The 15,863-nt window shown below is 62.5% G+C and carries 15 protein-coding genes; 5 read left to right on the forward strand and 10 right to left on the reverse strand.

Annotated features, from left to right (window positions below; translation table 11 throughout):
• The first annotated feature begins 26 nt into the window (after positions 1-26).
• Positions 27-890, forward strand: a complete 864-nt coding sequence (locus J3P76_RS17090; protein ID WP_434701008.1) for a hypothetical protein — start codon at positions 27-29, stop codon at positions 888-890.
• Here the strand turns inward: J3P76_RS17090 and J3P76_RS17095 are convergent.
• The 3 genes from J3P76_RS17095 to J3P76_RS17105 form a co-directional block, all read right to left on the reverse strand.
• The gene (locus J3P76_RS17095) at positions 877-1,185 is read right to left on the reverse strand and encodes a class I SAM-dependent methyltransferase (RefSeq protein ID WP_420764815.1); all 309 of its coding nucleotides are present in this window, start codon (positions 1,183-1,185) and stop codon (positions 877-879) included. The genes J3P76_RS17090 and J3P76_RS17095 overlap by 14 nt on opposite strands.
• A 249-nt stretch (positions 1,186-1,434) precedes the next feature.
• The gene (locus J3P76_RS17100; protein ID WP_434563116.1) at positions 1,435-1,869 is read right to left on the reverse strand and encodes a DoxX family protein; all 435 of its coding nucleotides are present in this window, start codon (positions 1,867-1,869) and stop codon (positions 1,435-1,437) included.
• A 97-nt stretch (positions 1,870-1,966) separates the two neighbouring features.
• Entirely contained in the window at positions 1,967-3,388 is a 1,422-nt protein-coding gene (locus J3P76_RS17105) for a transglycosylase SLT domain-containing protein (RefSeq protein ID WP_420764817.1), read from the reverse strand.
• Between the two features lie 230 nt (positions 3,389-3,618).
• On the opposite strand from J3P76_RS17105, the gene J3P76_RS17110 reads away from it, so the two are divergent.
• From J3P76_RS17110 to J3P76_RS17120, 3 genes are all read left to right on the forward strand, one after another.
• Positions 3,619-4,428, forward strand: coding sequence for a TatD family hydrolase (locus J3P76_RS17110; protein ID WP_434610401.1), 810 nt, complete (start codon positions 3,619-3,621; stop codon positions 4,426-4,428).
• Positions 4,429-4,585: 157 nt separating this feature from the next.
• On the forward strand, positions 4,586-5,803 hold the full coding sequence (locus J3P76_RS17115; protein ID WP_434675126.1) for a methyl-accepting chemotaxis protein: 1,218 nt from the start codon (positions 4,586-4,588) through the stop codon (positions 5,801-5,803).
• A gap of 127 nt (positions 5,804-5,930) precedes the next feature.
• Positions 5,931-6,293, forward strand: coding sequence for a terminase (locus J3P76_RS17120; RefSeq protein WP_434610396.1), 363 nt, complete (start codon positions 5,931-5,933; stop codon positions 6,291-6,293).
• A gap of 14 nt (positions 6,294-6,307) precedes the next feature.
• Here J3P76_RS17120 and J3P76_RS17125 read toward each other — a convergent pair whose 3' ends face one another.
• From J3P76_RS17125 to J3P76_RS17135, 3 genes are all read right to left on the reverse strand, one after another.
• Positions 6,308-7,105, reverse strand: a complete 798-nt coding sequence (locus J3P76_RS17125; RefSeq protein ID WP_420764821.1) for an acyl-CoA thioesterase — start codon at positions 7,103-7,105, stop codon at positions 6,308-6,310.
• A 145-nt stretch (positions 7,106-7,250) separates the two neighbouring features.
• Complete coding sequence (locus tag J3P76_RS17130; protein WP_434610394.1) at positions 7,251-8,012, reverse strand: CHAD domain-containing protein; 762 nt, start codon at positions 8,010-8,012, stop codon at positions 7,251-7,253.
• 102 nt (positions 8,013-8,114) lie between these two features.
• Positions 8,115-8,405, reverse strand: a complete 291-nt coding sequence (locus J3P76_RS17135; RefSeq protein WP_420764823.1) for a hypothetical protein — start codon at positions 8,403-8,405, stop codon at positions 8,115-8,117.
• A gap of 208 nt (positions 8,406-8,613) precedes the next feature.
• Here J3P76_RS17135 and J3P76_RS17140 point away from each other — a divergent pair, with 208 nt between their 5' ends.
• Entirely contained in the window at positions 8,614-9,651 is a 1,038-nt protein-coding gene (locus tag J3P76_RS17140; protein ID WP_420764824.1) for a patatin-like phospholipase family protein, read from the forward strand.
• 114 nt (positions 9,652-9,765) lie between these two features.
• Here J3P76_RS17140 and J3P76_RS17145 read toward each other — a convergent pair whose 3' ends face one another.
• From J3P76_RS17145 to kdpB, 4 genes are all read right to left on the reverse strand, one after another.
• Positions 9,766-10,464 carry a response regulator gene (locus tag J3P76_RS17145; RefSeq protein ID WP_434701009.1) on the reverse strand — a complete coding sequence of 233 codons (699 nt, stop codon included), beginning with the start codon at positions 10,462-10,464 and terminating at the stop codon, positions 9,766-9,768.
• Positions 10,465-10,511: 47 nt separating this feature from the next.
• Entirely contained in the window at positions 10,512-13,163 is a 2,652-nt protein-coding gene (locus J3P76_RS17150) for a DUF4118 domain-containing protein (protein ID WP_434701010.1), read from the reverse strand.
• A gap of 62 nt (positions 13,164-13,225) precedes the next feature.
• Positions 13,226-13,771 (reverse strand): potassium-transporting ATPase subunit KdpC, encoded by a 546-nt coding sequence (gene kdpC / locus J3P76_RS17155; RefSeq protein WP_434701011.1) that lies wholly within the window; start codon positions 13,769-13,771, stop codon positions 13,226-13,228.
• Positions 13,772-13,804: 33 nt separating this feature from the next.
• Positions 13,805-15,859 (reverse strand): potassium-transporting ATPase subunit KdpB, encoded by a 2,055-nt coding sequence (gene kdpB, locus J3P76_RS17160; protein WP_434610386.1) that lies wholly within the window; start codon positions 15,857-15,859, stop codon positions 13,805-13,807.
• Between the last annotated feature and the right edge of the window lie 4 nt (positions 15,860-15,863).

Genomic DNA, 15,863 nt, shown 5'->3' on the forward strand with positions numbered 1-15,863 from the left:
CCTTTACATATTCAAGGATGAATAACATGGACCCGAACTTCAGTGACCGATGGATGAACCACACACCGCAAATTTATAAACTTCGCATTGATGAACTAATTCTCCCCGGCACCCATGATTCAGGCTCTGACAGAGAAGCGCCGAAGATGCAGTTTCCGTTTGAAATCACCCAAGACGTTCCAATCCGCGATCAGATCAACCGAGGGTTTCGCGTGCTTGACCTGCGCGTTGAGCTGTTCGCCGACCAGCCTGCCGGGCACCCGCGTCGCTTCCAGCTTTATCACCTGGCCTCGTCGGGCCGTACCGTGGCCGGTGATGTCCTTGACGTGCTCAACGCGTTTTATGCGAACCCAGCCCGAGGGAAGGAAATCATCATTTTGAACTTTCATCAGCTCAAGAATTTTACCGATGCGGCACATAACGAACTTCACGACCTGATTGACCAGACGATCGGACATCGACTGATCCACTACGCTCAGAGCTATATGACGCTTCAGGAACTATGGCAACGCATGCCAGGAAAGAATATCGTCATTTCCTATAACAGGCGTGGCGGGGATGGTTACTGGCCCGGGGTCGAGCACCAATGGTCCGGCGAGGACTATATAAGCACTTCAACGCTGAAAAAATTCATGGACGATGCCAGTTCACAGCCTAAAAGGCCCTACGCGCTTCGCTCCATCCAATGCGCGAAATATACAGGCTTCTTCGTCCCGGATGATTTCAGCGACAAAGTTGACGAATGGTTCGCGTCCCAAGACATCAATAGCTATATCCAACGCTTTCACATCATCAATACCGACTGGTCGACGCGAAGCAGCATTGTGCTCAACTGCATGCACGCCAACCAGTTCCGGGGCCTGGCCAAAGGGGACCTTAACGGCGGGTGATCAGTCCCTGCCTGGCCACACGGGTCAGCTGCCGGATCGTTTCGGCAGCGTCCGCCCGGGTGGGGGACTGGATCACGGCGAGGTCGAAGCTGTCATTGGCAAAACGCGCCAGGGACTCGCCGTCTTCGACAAATTGGATCAGGAAGGCAGCAGGCCCATGGTTGCGTCGCGGCCAGCCGTCCAGATAACGCAGCAGCGTTGGCTGGTGGGTACCGCCCAGGAGAATTTTCGGATTGCGTTGGAGAAGGTTCGCCGTGATTGGCGCAAGACGTACGAGGGGGCTGGATGCGTTCATTGTGTCGTGTCTCTGCCTCAAAAGTCTGCATGGCAGGTGAGAGGCAACACCGAACCAGCGCTTTAGCGGTATTTCGAAGCCCTGTTGTCCTGGCTTCTATCGGTGACCGGAAGTCACCTGGCGCCCCGCAAGTAGCTGTTTAAATCGGCGCATGAGCGGCATCCTAGAGAAGCTGACCGGCCAGTGTCAAGAATCGACGAGCACAAAAAAGGCCCGTACTGGACGGGCCTCGACGATTCAAGCAAGGGGTCAGCGGGCGATGGCGTTGTCGGCGGAAAGCTTGCCAGCACCTTCAATCAGCACGGCGATGCTACCCGCCAGCAGGGCCAGGCCAAACTCGTAGCCATTGTTGGCCATGAACAGACCATTGCCGATATGCACCGAGAAAATCGCCACCAGCGACAGAATCGCCAGACCCAGCGCCGCAGGGCGCGCCAGAAGGCCGATGATCAGCGCCAGGCCGGCAAAGAACTCGGTACCGCCCGCCAACGTCGCCATCAAGTAACCGGGAGCCAGGCCGATGCTTTCCATCCACTGCGCCGTCCCCGCCAAACCATAACCGCCAAACAGACCGAACAGCTTTTGCCCACCGTGGGCAGTGAAGATGATACCCACGACGATGCGCAGGACAGTCAGGCCGTAGCCTGCACGGGAGAACAGTACTTTGTTGATGAGAGTGCTCATGGATCATTCCTTGGTGATGTGTGGTTAGACGCCATATTAATCGAATAACCTTATCTAACTAGCGCAAAAACTCCGCCATAACGATCAGGTTATTTGATTATTTTCGCAGGACCACCTTTCGTTCCTGGGACTCCAGCGACTCTCGCTCCCGGTCAAACGCCAGATAGTATTTGTTCACACTATTAACGTAGCTGACTGCGCCCATCCCCACCTGCTCCATGGCGATGCGCTCCACCTGGAAAAACCACTGGTTCGGGTTCAATCCCCGTCGCCGGGCCTCGGCGCGCATCCCTTGCACCCGCTCGGGTCCCATGTTGTAGGCCGCCAGGACGAACGCCATGCGCTCTCGCTCGTTGAGTTTGGGGCTGGCGAAAAACTTGCGGCGGATCATGGCAAGGTACTTGGCGCCAGCCTGCACATTGCCATCGAGGTTGCGGATGTCATTGACCCCGACCCGCTGGGCCGCGGACGGAGTGATCTGCATCAGGCCCGTCGGGCCGCTGCCGCTGCGCGCGTTGGGTTGCAGGGCCGACTCCTTGAAGGCCAGGGCCGCCAGGTTGAGCCAGTCCATGCCTTGAGCCTGGGCGTGCTTTTGCAGCACCGGCCGCAGTTTCTCCAGGCGCTGGCGATTGGCCCGGGCCAACGGATAATGAACCTGGTACAAGCGACGGTAGATCCGCAGGAACGCAGCGTCTTCGTTTGACGGTGCCTTGTAGGTGACGAGGAATCGATCGATGCTCGCCCGCAGCATCGCGGCGTCACGACGCACGAACCAGAACTCATCGCTCGGCTCGCCGATGAGCAATTGGCGGTCGAAGCGCAGCTTGGGCAAGATCTTGCCCCAACGTTCGGCAATCGGCTGTTCGACAATGGTCAGGTGGAAGATCCCGCCCTGGACCATTTCCAGCACATCCTCCACCGCCAGGGTGGGATCGACCCATTCGATTTTCACCGCCGGCAACTTGAGCAACGCAAGCTTCTGATTGATCTGGCTGACGGCATCCCCCGCCGCGCTGCCAGTGGGCAGGGCCAGGGTCTTGCCAGACAATTGTTCGACGCGGGTATATCGCTTCTCCCCCTTGATGCCCACCAGCAGCCACGGCACGTCGCTGCGGATCGGATCACTGGCGCTGACCGCCTGGCCCGGTTGCGGCTCAAGCAGTTCGCCGGGAGCGACCAGGTCGCCCTCGCCACGTTGCAACGCGCCAAGCAGTTGATCCTTGGCCTTGGGAATGATCTTGAGGGTAATTTCCTGGCCGTCCCGGGCATGTCCGTTGAGGTATTGCTCGAACGCCCGCAACCGGTGATATTCGACGCCAATGGGCTGTCCCTGGACTTCGCCGGAACTGTTGCGGCTCTGATTGACCAGGACTTTCAGCACCCGGCTGTCCCGGATCTGCGCCAGGTCCCGGACGGTTCCCGGCGCCACGGCTTGCAGCGGTCCGGGCAGCCGCGCTTCGGCCGGCATCGGCAAAAACAGCGAACAACACAGCACAAGCAATACCTGGGGACGTGCCATCCACTCTCCGGAAGGACAGTGCCGAGCCATCCCAGGGAACGGGACCGACTGGCAAAACAGAGCACCTTGGGGCGCTGAAAAGTGCGAAAGACTGGCACAGCGATGGCATTCGCACCACCCCAACCGGTCTCGTGGCCTCAACAGACAGCCGCAACTCGTTGTAGTTCTTGGCTTTTTTTATAAATCTACAGCTCTGATATGCTTTGCGGCCTTTGGGCCGAGGTAGCACCATGCAACTCATCGATATCGGCGTCAACCTGACCAACCCCAGTTTTGCCGACAAACACCAGGCCGTGCTCGAGCGCGCTTATGAAGCGGGCGTCTGCCAACTGGTCTTGACCGGTACCAGCATCGAAGGCAGCGAGCAGGCCCTTGAACTCTGCCAGCACCTCGACGAAGAGGGGCAACGGCTGTTTTCCACTGCCGGCATCCATCCCCACAGCGCCAGCGACTGGACGACCGACAGCGCACGACACCTGAAGGATCTGCTCAAGCAAGACCGCGTCCGCGCGGTGGGGGAATGCGGATTGGATTTCAACCGGGACTTCTCGCCCCGCCCACAGCAGGAAAAGGTCCTGGAAGAACACCTGGCCCTTGCGATGGAGTTGCAATTGCCGGTGTTTCTCCACGAGCGCGACGCCGACCAGCGTCTGCTGGAAATTCTACAAGGCTTTCGTGACCGATTGCCCGCCGCGGTGGTGCATTGTTTTACGGGCGAGCAAAAAGCGCTGTTCCGCTACCTCGATCTGGACCTGCACATCGGAATCACCGGGTGGATCTGCGATGAGCGCCGGGGCACCCACCTGCATCCATTGATGCGGGAAATCCCACGCGGTCGGCTCATGCTCGAAAGCGACGCCCCGTATTTACTGCCGCGTACCCTGCGGCCCAAGCCCAAGAACGGTCGCAACGAGCCGGCGTATCTGACGGACGTCCTTCGCGAAGTTGCCCTGCACCGCGGTGAAACCCAGGAAGACCTGGCAGCCCACACCACCGCCTGCGCCCGGGCGTTTTTTGGGTTGCCGAACCTTTCCGAATGAGCCGAAAGGCCCTGGGGAGCGAGCAAGCTCGCTCCCCAGGGCTCTTGGTCAAGGGCTCTTTAGCATCTGTTGACGCACATCAAAACCCCGCCCCCTGGATAGCAGCAGAATACTGGCACCTTGCCGAAACTGTTTCCGCTATCAGAGAAGACCTACCATGGGTGCCTGGCTTAGCAATATCTCGCTTAAATACAAATTCTGGGCGGTCAATGCGGTCGCATTCGCCACAACCTTGCTGTTGGTGCTCTATGCCATGCACCTGGAACAGCAGGTCCGAGGGGTGAGCCTGGGTCTGGTCTTTGCCGAACGCTTCAGCCAATACGCCGTGGCGGTGATGGTATTGATGCTGGCAATGCTGGGTGCCTCGCAACTGTTGATCCGCTTCCTGCTCAGTCAGCTCGACACGTTGAAAGACGTGATGCTGCACGTGGAAAAAACCGGTGACCTTTCTGCCCGCGTGCCCCTGGCCTGCCGCGACGAGGTGGGCCAGATGGCCGCCGCGTTCAACGCGATGCAGGCGGGTTACCAACGGGTGGTCGACACCGTCGCCAGCACCGCGCGGCAGCTGGACAACGGGGCCGCTCGGCTGGCGTCGAGCATGAACGAGGTGCGCCACGGCATGCTCGGCCAGCAGAGCGAGACCGACCAGGCCGCCACGGCGATCAACGAGATGTCCGCGACGGTTTATCACATCGCCCAGCATGCTGGCGCCACCCGTGATCTGTCGAAAACCACCGACACCCTCGCCGGCAACGGCCGCGAGGTGGTCAGCCGTGTCCAGCAATCGATTACCGGGCTGTCCACCGGCGTGCAGCAAACCGCCGAGATGATCCAGCGCCTGGCCGAAGACAGCCAGAAAATCAACGGCGTGGTCGGTGTGATCCACAGCATCGCCGAGCAAACCAACCTACTGGCCCTGAACGCCGCCATCGAAGCGGCGCGGGCCGGTGACATGGGTCGAGGCTTTGCGGTGGTGGCCGATGAGGTCCGCAACCTCGCCAGGCGGGTCCAAACCTCTACGGACGAGATCACCACGATGGTGTCGGCGCTGCAGGCGGTCACCCGGGATGCGGTGGAGTTCATGCAGGAAAGTTCGCACAAGGCCGATGACTGCGTACAGCAGGCTTGCGCAGCCGGCGAGGCGTTGGCGCAGATCACCGAGGCGGTGGCGCAGATGCGCGAGAGCAATACCCAGATCGCCGTCGCGGCCGAGCAGCAAAGCCATGTCGCCGAAGAGATGAACAGAGCGGTGCTGGGTATTCGCGACGTAACCGAAGACACCGTGCGCCAGACGGTGGACTCCGCCGCCACCAGTGCTGAACTGGCGACGCTGGCGGGGCAACTGAACAAGGCGATTGGGCAGTTGAAGCTTTGAACCCCTCGTCCAGAAGGCTTATGGCTATCGCCACCTATCGCCACGATAGCCAACCGCGATTCGCCGCCCCGCCCGGCCCGACCTATCCTTCGTTTATTCGGTTTAAACGGACTCAAGGAACAGCATCATGGGCAAACGTCACCCCAACCTTCCGGCCTGGCAATGGCGCGCCTACCCTGACAATCATCGCCACCCGACCAACCTGGTCCTGCACCTGATCGCGGTGCCGTTGTTCATCGTCGCGTTTTTGCTGATTGTCTGCGGTGTGTTCAGCCTGAGCCTGGGGGATGTCGCCATCGGTGTGATCGGCTTGCTTGCCGCACTCGGGCTGCAACGCCATGGCCATAGCCTGGAGACACAAGCGTCGGAGCCTTTCAGTGATCGCAAGGACGCGATGTCGCGCCTGCTGGTGGAACAATTCCTGACCTTCCCACGATTTTTTCTAAGCGGTGGATGGTGGCGCGCCTGGCGGGAGCGCCACCGCCGCTGAATCGCCGAAACGTCTCAGCCGAAAATGGTCACTGTCTGCCGGCTCATGGCGATCAGCCGCCCATCGGCACTCCAGAATTTCGCCGCGACATGGCCATAGCCATCCTGGGCGTGTTCGATCTCAGCCAAATACTGGCACCAATCCAACGTCGTGAGTTCCAGCAACGGCTGGACGAACTCGATCGTCCAGGTCAGCGTACTGCCCGGGGCCATCTGGGTGAGGTGCGGTAACAGCGCCGGAGGCCAGGCATCCACCAGCGCCAGGATATGCCCTTCGTCCAGCGGCTGTTCCTTCACATCGCCGCGCAAACGTACCCAACCGCCCATGCTGCGGGATTTATTGCCGGTGAATGGCAGCCCGCCCACGCTCCAGCGCATCGCCAAGTGGCGCATGAACTCAGGCGTAGCGCCCTTGATGTAGGGCAACTCCTGGCATTGCTCGACATCCTTGAATTCAGGCGCGGGGTCAGCCTGCACCGACACGGTTGAAGATCGCGACGCGCCAAAGCTGCCTTGCACCACGGTCACCACTTCACCGTTCTGTACCGCACGCCCCAAGACCTGGCTGACCGCCTTGCCTTCACGCAACACCTGCACTTGAAAACTGACGGGGACGTCGGGCGCGACGGGGCCGACAAAGGTGATCGCCAACGAACGCACCGGGCGATCCGCCGGGACCTGGGCCCTCATCGCCTCGTATTGCAGCGCCGCCACCAGCCCGCCAAAACTGGCCCGTCCCTGGCCCCATTCAGGAGGGATCACAACGGCGCCTGGCTGATGGCGCACGGCATCGATCAAATCGGAGAAGCGCATGTCGACCTCGAGAACAGCGGAAAAAGATGAAGGAATCTTAACCAGCGCGGGCAAGCGACACAGCGCTCATACCGGCCAAAGAGACTGACAGAAAAGCCGTGGGGCTTGAATCCACCCCGGATGGCCACAGAGGTTTTGGGTAGCCTCAGGATTTATCGAAACAACTGGCGATGAGTTTATCCAGCACGCGGTCGGACTTGGCCTCGGCCTTTTCCATGGTGATTCGCCAGACCGGCACACAGGCTTGCAAATCGGCTTCATGCTCGGCCCGCGCCAGCCATTGCCAGCAATCATGCCAATCCCCCAGGGCGCCTTGGGCAGCCTTCAGCCGTGGCATGGCCGTTTCCGGCAAGCGATCGAGTTCAGGATAGGCCTCGATGGCGTAGCGCACGCGCTTGATCAACAGGCGCAACCGGTGACGGTCATGGGCGGGGTCGCGCAAGGCTTCGCCGAGTTTTTTCCATTGCTTGTCGAGGCGTTTTTCGATGCGCTTGCGCAGCCCGGCAAGCAGGCCCTGGCGCTGGGCAGCGCGGATGAAGCGTGGGAACGCGTCGAGAATCATCAGCAGCTGCGCCAATTCCGGGCTGCTGGCCACGGCGGGATAGGCTTCGGCCATTTGCACCTGGCGCCGCTGCGCCGCGTCGGTCTTGCCGTGCTTTTGCAGATACGCCGCCAGCACCTCGCGGTCGCGCAAGGGCGTAGTCAGGGTTCCTACTGCCGACGCGGCCGTTTCCAGCTGTTCGACACCGGGCAATCCACGCAACGGACGAAGCAGGCTGCGCAACCGACGGACCGTGGTTCGCAGGTCATGCAGTGCTTCGCTGTCGGTTTGGGCATTCAAGCGGGCCTGGCAGGCCAACAGGCGGACTTCCAGGCCCAGTATCCGGGCCACCAGCCGATCAATCATCGGGCGTACTCCGTACGCAGCTTCGAGTTTCGAGCTACAGGCCGCAAGGGAAAACAGTTTCGCTTCCACTTACAGCTTGCAGCTTGTAGCTCGCCGCTGTGTTTATCGTCCTGCGCGGGATTCGCGAATGTAGAAGCGGGCCTTCTCGGCTTTTTGAGTGCAGCCTTCGAAGGCTTCGAATTGCTGCTGGGTCTTGGCGCCGGTCAGCAGCGACAGGGCCTTGGAGTAGCTGACCGTACCGGCAAAACCTTCGGCCTTGGCCAGGTCCAGTTCGCGCCAGGCGCTGTCGAGTTGGCTGCCACAACTGTCGCGGTACGCGGTCTTGCCGGCACAACCGGCCAGGGCCAGAACCATCAGGGATGCCACCAGGGGCAGGCAGATCCGGGCTTTCATCGATAACACCTCAAGTCAGGTCAACAGTCGTGCTGGTAAGACGGTTTCGCCGGGAAAAAGTGCCTCGGCGCCACCGCTATATTCAAGTGTGGACGAGAATACGCAAATGCCGTCGCGGCGTGTCAAAAAACGACGCCTGCGCCACAACGATTTGAGCCGGGCCGTCGATGAGTGCATTGTTGACGTCTGTTCGATAAGAGGCCGGCTCATGACAAAACGTGTCGCATTGGTATTGGGCTCGGGCGGCGCCCGGGGCTATGCCCATATCGGAGTGATCGAGGAAATCGAACGGCGCGGCTACGACATTGCCTGCATCGCCGGCTGCTCCATGGGCGCCGTCGTGGGCGGAATCTACGCCGCCGGCAAGCTCGAGGATTACCGCAACTGGATCGAAAGCCTCGACTACCTGGATGTGCTGAGGCTGGTGGACGTCAGCTTTCGTCTCGGGGCGATTCGCGGAGAAAAAGTCTTCGGGCAAATCCGCAAAATTGTCGGCGAACTCAACATCGAAGACCTGCGCATTCCTTATACGGCTGTCGCCACCGACCTGACCAACCAGCAGGAAATCTGGTTCCAGGAAGGTTGCCTGCACCAGGCGATGCGCGCCTCGGCGGCCATTCCCAGCCTGTTCACCCCGGTGATGCAAGGCAACCGCATGCTGGTGGACGGCGGGCTGCTCAACCCGCTGCCGATCGTGCCAGTGGTGTCGAGCCATTGCGACCTGATCATTGCGGTCAACCTCAACGCCACCAACCAGAAGCAATATCGGCTGCCAGTGATCCAGCGCCCCGCCGCGTTCCGGCGTCGCTTCGATACCCTGGTCAGCTCCCTGGGCTCACGGCTGCCATTTCGCCGCAAACAGGCCGAGCAGCTGTTGCTGCTGGAGCAGGAAGCGCTGAAGGCCGAGGCCGCCGATATCAACCCGTGGATCGAATCCGCCGAGCCGGAAGGCCAGCAACCGGCCGCCGCGCCAGAGAGCGACGGTGCGCCAAGATCCGCCACCGGCTCGTTCATCATCGATAACGTCGGGCCCGCGTCCTTGCTGGATTTGATCAACCAGAGTTTCGAAGTAATGCAGACCTCGCTGGCCCAGTACAAAATCGCCGGTTACCCGCCGGACGTGCTGATCAACGTGCCGAAACGGGTGTGCCGGTTCTTCGAATTCTACAAGGCGCCGGAACTGATCGCGTTGGGGCGGGAGATCGCCCGGGATACGTTGGATCGGTATGAGAGTGAGCAGAATTAGGGATCTGCATTGACTGGGCGGACATTATCGCGAGCAGGCTCGCTCCCACAATGAAATGCGGCCCATTGTGGGAGCGAGCTTGCTCGCGATAATGTCCGCCCAGACCCCGATGGATTAAAGCCTCCCCTCCTCCAACAACCGATACCCCACCCCCGCTTCAGTCACGATAAACCGAGGCCGGGTCGGGTCGTCGGCCAGTTTCTGGCGCAGGTGACCGACCACGATGCGCAGGTAGTGGCTGTCCTCAACGTGGGTCGGGCCCCAGATGTCCTTGAGCAGTTGTTGCTGGGTGATGACCCGCCCCGGATGTCGCGCCAGTTGCGCCAGCACCGCGTACTCCTTGCGGGTCAGGGCCACTTCGGCGCCGTTCAGCAGGACCCGGCGATACGCCAGGTCCACCGTCAGCGGGCCGAACGTCAGCGCCGCCGGCGGTGCCTCGCCTGGCGGCGCCTGGCGCAGCAACGCACGCACGCGGGCAAGGAATTCCTGGATGCCAAAAGGCTTGGTCACGTAGTCATTGGCGCCGTTGTCCAGCGCCTCGACTTTCTGCGCCTCGCTGGCCCGCACCGAGAGGACCAGCACCGGCACCGCCGACCACTGGCGGAACTCTCGCAACACTTGCTGGCCGTCCATGTCCGGCAGGCCCAGATCGAGCACCAACAGGTCGGGTTTGTTCAACGCCGCCTGGGCCAGGCCCTCGGCTCCCGTCTCGGCTTCGAGCACCTTGTAGCCTTGCGAGGCCAGGCTGATGCGCAGGAATTTGCGGATCTGCGGTTCGTCATCGATGACCAAAAGGGTCGCGCTCTGGCTCATGGGGTCCATTCATCCAATCAAGTGGCGAGAGCATAACGCAGCGCCGGTCAGGCTTCATCGTCCATGCCTGGTTGTGCCTGCAAGGGCAGATGCAAAGTGATGCAGGTGCCACGACCGTCGAGGCCGTCGCCGACGCTGATCCGCCCACCGTGGGCACCGACCATGCCCTGGCAGATCGCCAATCCGAGCCCGGTGCCCTGCCCGCCTCGATCACCGCGCGCAGCGGTGTAGAACATGTCGAAGATCTTTTCCCGCTCTTGCTCGGGAATGCCCGGCCCTTCATCCGCCACGGCGAACAGGATTTCGTCGGCCGTCGCCTCGGCGTTGAGCAGCAGCCGTCCATAGGCCGGGGAAAACCGCGCGGCGTTCTCCAACACATTGACCAGGGCCTGTTCAATCAGCGCGGCGTGGACATACAGCAACGGCAAGCCGACCGGCACCTGGACATCGACCGCCAACGGCGCCAGCACGGCCCGCAGACGGTTCAACGCACTGGCGACGATGTCGGCGGGTGACACCCAATCGCGCGCCAGCTTCAGCGCGCCATGGCCGAGCCGGGTCATGTCGAGCAGATTCTGGATATAACGGTCCAGGCGCTCGGCCTCGTCGCGGGTGCCTTCCAGCAGCTCGCGACGGTCCTGCAGCGGGATCGCCTCGCCCAGCGCCAACAGGCTGTCGATGCTGCCGCGCATGGACGTCAGCGGTGTGCGCAGATCATGGGAGACAGACGCGAGCAAGGCACTGCGCAACTGTTCGGTTTCGCCGTGCAGGCGCGCTGCTTCCAGATCCTGTGCCAGTTGTGCCCGGGCCAGCGCCTGGGCCAGCGGCTGGCTGAGGGCCGCCAACAAGCGTCGACGATGGCCGCTCAACGGCTTGCCGTCTTTCGGGCAGACGCCCAGCAGGCCCAGCGGAGCGCCCTCGCTGGACAAGGGCCACCACCACCAGCGCCCGGACGGCAACGTCGCGGTGCCGGCACCGGCCGGTTGGTCGTGCTGCCAGGACCAGTCGGCGGCAGCGCGCTCGGCCTCGGTGAAGGTCAACGGCTCGGCGGTCTCGACTTTCCAACCATGCCCGCCGTCGCGGTTGAGCAGGCACAGCTGCAAATCGTCCTCGCTGTCGAGGTGTTGCACGGCGGCGCTGATCACGGCCTGGCGATCCGTGGCGGCAGTCAGCTTGCGTGACAGGTCGAGCTGTTCACCGGTTTCCTGCTGGGTGTCGCGCAGCGCTTGCAGTTGACGGCGCTGGCGGGCCGCGAGATTGCCCGTCAGGGCGGCCATCAGTAGGAAAAATGCCAGCGTCAGCACGTCCTCTTCGCGCTGGATCGTCAGGGAAAAATTGGGCGGGATAAACAGAAAATCGTAGGCCAGGAATGACAGCGCCGCACAGGCCAGGGCCGGGCCGAGGCTGCTGCGCACCGCCACCAGCAACACCGCCATCAGAAACACCAAGGAAATATTCGGCAGCGCCAGCAATCCTGAGATTCCCCAGGCCAAGGAACTGGCCGCCCCTGTCGCCGCGAGCGCCAGGGCATAGTCGAAACCGGTGGCGAGGGTGCTCGGGGCCAGGCGCGTGGGCGGTGGCGATTCATCGCTGTCCAACACGTTGATTTCCAGGCCACGGGCGTTGCGCAAAAGGCGTGAGGCCAGGCCACCGCCAAACCATCGCCGCCGCAGACGCCGGCGGGACTGCCCCACCAACAGCAACGTGGCGCGGCGTTGCATGGCGTGCTGGATCAACGTCCGCGCGACCTCCCCGGCGCGCAGCGACACCACTTCCCCTCCCAGGCGCTCGGCCAATTGCTGGGCGTTCTGCAGACGTTGGCGGGACGACTCGTCCCGCGCCCCGCCGTTATCCACATGCACCACGCTCCAGGGCAGATGCCGGCGCTGGGCGACGCGGCTGGCGTGGCGCACCAACCGTTCGGCCTGCAAGTCGCCGTCCACGCCCACCAGCAACCGACCGCGCACCGCCGGCGCCGCCTGGCCCAGTTGCCGATAGCCTTGCGCCAGGTCGTCGTCCACTTGCGCCGCCGCGGTCTGCATGGCCAGCTCGCGCAGCGCGGTAAGATTGGTCTGGGTAAAAAACGCATCAATGGCTGCCCGCGCCTGCTCCGGCACATAAACCTTGCCGTCGCGCAGGCGCTCCAGCAGCTCGCGCGGCGGCAGGTCGATCAGCAGCAACTCGTCGGCTTCCTGCAACACCCAGTCCGGCAACGTCTCGCGCACCTGCACGCCGGTGATGCCGCGCACCTGATCGTTGAGACTTTCCAAATGCTGGACATTCACCGTGGTGTAGACATCGATGCCTGCCGCCAACAACTCCTGGATGTCTTGCCAGCGCTTGGCATGCCGGCTGCCGGGCGCGTTGCTGTGGGCCAGTTCATCCACCAACACCAGGCTCGGGCGAGACGACAAAAGGCCGTCGAGGTCCATTTCCTCGAGCACCACGCCGCGATATTCCGAACGCACCAGCGGCTGCTGCAGCAGGCCATTCAACAGCGCTTCGGTCTCGGCGCGCCCGTGGGTCTCGACCACGCCGGCGACGACGTTCGTGCCTTGGCGCAGCCGGGCGTGGGCCGCTTGCAGCATGGCGTAGGTCTTGCCCACGCCCGGCGCGGCGCCGAGGAAAACCTTGAGGCGGCCACGGTCGTGGCGGGGCAGATTGGCTAGCAGTGCATCGGCGCGGCCGGAGTCGCTCATGCTATGTCTCTTTCAGATTTGGTCAAGATACCCTGTGGGAGCAGGCTGGCTCCCACCTTGGCTCAGAGTTTTTCCAGGGCCATGTTCAGCGCCAGCACGTTTACCACCGGCGGTCCCACCAACGGCTGCTCGATGTTGTCATTGAGCAACTGCTGCAACCTCGACACTGGCACATTCCTGGCCGCCGCGACACGCGTCAGTTGATAGGCAATCGCGGCCGGAGGCAAGTGCGGGTCCAACCCGCTGCCGGAAGTGGTCAGCAGCGCCAGGGGCACCGGTCCCTGGCCGGGCACTTGCAGCTTCTGGGCGCCATCGATCACCCGCGTGGCCAGTGCCGGGTTGCTCGGCGAAAAGTTGCTCGCGCCACTGGCCACCGTCGCAAACGCGCCAGCCGAGGGCCGTGGGTGAAACCACCCATCGCCGACGAAATCCTGGGCGATCAGCCGGGAGCCACGGACCTTGCCGTCGGCATCATGGACCAGGCTGCCGTTGGCCTGGTCCGGGAAAGCGATTTGCGCCACGCCGGTGACGATGAGTGGGTAAGCGATGCCAGTGATCAAGGTCATCAGCAGCAACAGGCTCAAGGCCGGGCGAATCAAGGTGAACATTGCTAAATCCTCAGTTGATGGATGTCTTCAGGCTCAAACCAACCCCAATCCCGTCAGCAACAGATCGATCGCCTTGATCCCCACGAACGGCACCGCGATCCCGCCCAGGCCGTAGATCAGCAGGTTGCGGCGCAGCAAGGCCGCCGCGCTCGCGGCTTGCACTCGCACGCCGCGCAGGGCCAGGGGGATCAACACGACGATGATCAGGGCGTTGAAGACGATGGCCGACAGGATCGCGCTTTGCGGGCTCTGCAAATGCATGACGTTCAATACGCCGAGCTGCGGATAGATGGAGGCGAACAGCGCCGGCAGGATGGCGAAGTACTTGGCGATATCATTGGCGATGGAAAACGTGGTGAGCGCGCCCCGGGTCACCAGCAGTTCCTTGCCGATCTGCACCACGTCCAGCAACTTGGTCGGATCGCTGTCGAGGTCGACCATGTTGGCCGCCTCGCGCGCGGCCTGGGTGCCGTCGTTCATCGCCATGCCTACATCGGCCTGGGCCAGGGCCGGAGCGTCGTTGGCACCGTCGCCACACATGGCGACGAGTCGACCATCGTTCTGCTCATGGCGAATGCGCGCCAGTTTTTTCTCCGGCGTGGCCTCGGCCAGCACATCATCCACGCCGGCTTCGGCGGCAATCGCGGCAGCGGTCAGCGGGTTGTCGCCCGTGACCATCACGGTGCGGATCCCCAGTTTGCGCAGCTCGGCAAAGCGCTCGCGGATGCCGGGCTTGACCACGTCCTTGAGGTGAATGGCGCCGAGCAATTTTCCGTCCACGCAGACCAGCAACGGCGTGCCGCCGCTCTGGGCGATCTTGTCGACTTCCCGGCCCAATGCGGTGGGCAGTCCATCACGGGGCAAGCCAATGAAAGTCAGCAGCGAATCCACCGCGCCCTTGCGATACACGCGCCCCTGATAATCCACGCCGGACAAGCGTGTTTCGGCACTGAATGGCACGGCTGTCAGCAACTGCGCGGCGGGTTCAGCCTGAGGATGCAACCCACGCAGGTATTCGACGATGGACTTGCCCTCGGCCGTATCGTCGGCCAACGAGGCGAACAACGCGCCTTCGGCCAGCTCCTTGGCGCTTACGCCCGGGGCGGCATAGACCGCTGCGCAACGACGGTTACCAAACGTGATGGTGCCGGTCTTGTCCAGCATCAACACGTGCACATCCCCCGCTGCCTCCACGGCGCGGCCGGACTTGGCGATGACGTTCAGGCGTACCAGGCGGTCCATCCCGGCGATGCCGATGGCCGACAGCAAGCCGCCGATAGTGGTGGGGATCAACGTCACCAACAGCGCCACCAGGAACACCAGCGGCAGGCTGCCGTTGGCGAAATGGGCGAACGGCTGCAACGTCACTACCACCAGCAGGAAGATCAGCGTCAGACCAATCAGCAAGATATCCAGCGCCACTTCGTTCGGGGTTTTCTGGCGTTTGGCGCCTTCCACCAGGGCGATCATGCGATCCAGGGTGGATTCGCCGGGATTGCTGGTGATGCGCACCAACAACCAATCGGACACCAGCCGCGTATTGCCGGTAACCGCCGAGCGATCCCCGCCCGATTCGCGAATGACCGGCGCCGACTCCCCGGTGATCGCCGCTTCATTGACCGCCGCGATGCCTTCGATCACTTCGCCGTCGCCGGGGATCATCTCCCCCGCAGCAACGCGAACGACATCCCCTTTGCGCAGGCGTGTGGCGGGGATCACCTCGAAACCGTCCGCCGTCTGGCGGCGGGCACTCAAGCCTTCACTGCCAGCCTTGAGGCTGTCGGCGCGAGCCTTGCCGCGCCCTTCGGCCAAGGCTTCAGCGAAGTTGGCGAACAACACGGTGAACCACAGCCACAGGGCAATCTGCGCGGCTACGAAAGTCGGCACGGTGCTGTCGGGAACCAGGCACAGCACGGTGGTGAGGACCGCGGTGAGTTCCACCACCAGCATCACCGGCGCACGGTGCAACTGGCGTGGATCAAGCTTGACGAAAGCTTGCACCAACGCAGGCCGCCACAGCGCCGACAGATTGGTTTTCGGTTGCTCCGGCGCCTTGGCGACGACGGTCTTGCTCATCGGCATGTTCATCTCA

Origin of the sequence: Pseudomonas sp. D1-36 (genome assembly GCF_051132205.1) — a bacterium.
Classification (GTDB): domain Bacteria; phylum Pseudomonadota; class Gammaproteobacteria; order Pseudomonadales; family Pseudomonadaceae; genus Aquipseudomonas.

Excerpts from the sequence above, each read along its gene's own strand:
- J3P76_RS17090 (WP_434701008.1), top strand. The coding sequence starts at position 27 with ATGGACCCGAACTTCAGTGACCGATGGATGAACCACACACCGCAAATT.
- J3P76_RS17095 (WP_420764815.1), bottom strand. The coding sequence starts at position 1,185 with ATGAACGCATCCAGCCCCCTCGTACGTCTTGCGCCAATCACGGCGAAC.
- J3P76_RS17100 (WP_434563116.1), bottom strand. The coding sequence starts at position 1,869 with ATGAGCACTCTCATCAACAAAGTACTGTTCTCCCGTGCAGGCTACGGC.
- J3P76_RS17105 (WP_420764817.1), bottom strand. The coding sequence starts at position 3,388 with ATGGCACGTCCCCAGGTATTGCTTGTGCTGTGTTGTTCGCTGTTTTTG.
- J3P76_RS17110 (WP_434610401.1), top strand. The coding sequence starts at position 3,619 with ATGCAACTCATCGATATCGGCGTCAACCTGACCAACCCCAGTTTTGCC.
- J3P76_RS17115 (WP_434675126.1), top strand. The coding sequence starts at position 4,586 with ATGGGTGCCTGGCTTAGCAATATCTCGCTTAAATACAAATTCTGGGCG.
- J3P76_RS17120 (WP_434610396.1), top strand. The coding sequence starts at position 5,931 with ATGGGCAAACGTCACCCCAACCTTCCGGCCTGGCAATGGCGCGCCTAC.
- J3P76_RS17125 (WP_420764821.1), bottom strand. The coding sequence starts at position 7,105 with ATGCGCTTCTCCGATTTGATCGATGCCGTGCGCCATCAGCCAGGCGCC.
- J3P76_RS17130 (WP_434610394.1), bottom strand. The coding sequence starts at position 8,012 with ATGATTGATCGGCTGGTGGCCCGGATACTGGGCCTGGAAGTCCGCCTG.
- J3P76_RS17135 (WP_420764823.1), bottom strand. The coding sequence starts at position 8,405 with ATGAAAGCCCGGATCTGCCTGCCCCTGGTGGCATCCCTGATGGTTCTG.
- J3P76_RS17140 (WP_420764824.1), top strand. The coding sequence starts at position 8,614 with ATGACAAAACGTGTCGCATTGGTATTGGGCTCGGGCGGCGCCCGGGGC.
- J3P76_RS17145 (WP_434701009.1), bottom strand. The coding sequence starts at position 10,464 with ATGAGCCAGAGCGCGACCCTTTTGGTCATCGATGACGAACCGCAGATC.
- J3P76_RS17150 (WP_434701010.1), bottom strand. The coding sequence starts at position 13,163 with ATGAGCGACTCCGGCCGCGCCGATGCACTGCTAGCCAATCTGCCCCGC.
- kdpC (WP_434701011.1), bottom strand. The coding sequence starts at position 13,771 with ATGTTCACCTTGATTCGCCCGGCCTTGAGCCTGTTGCTGCTGATGACC.
- kdpB (WP_434610386.1), bottom strand. The coding sequence starts at position 15,859 with ATGAACATGCCGATGAGCAAGACCGTCGTCGCCAAGGCGCCGGAGCAA.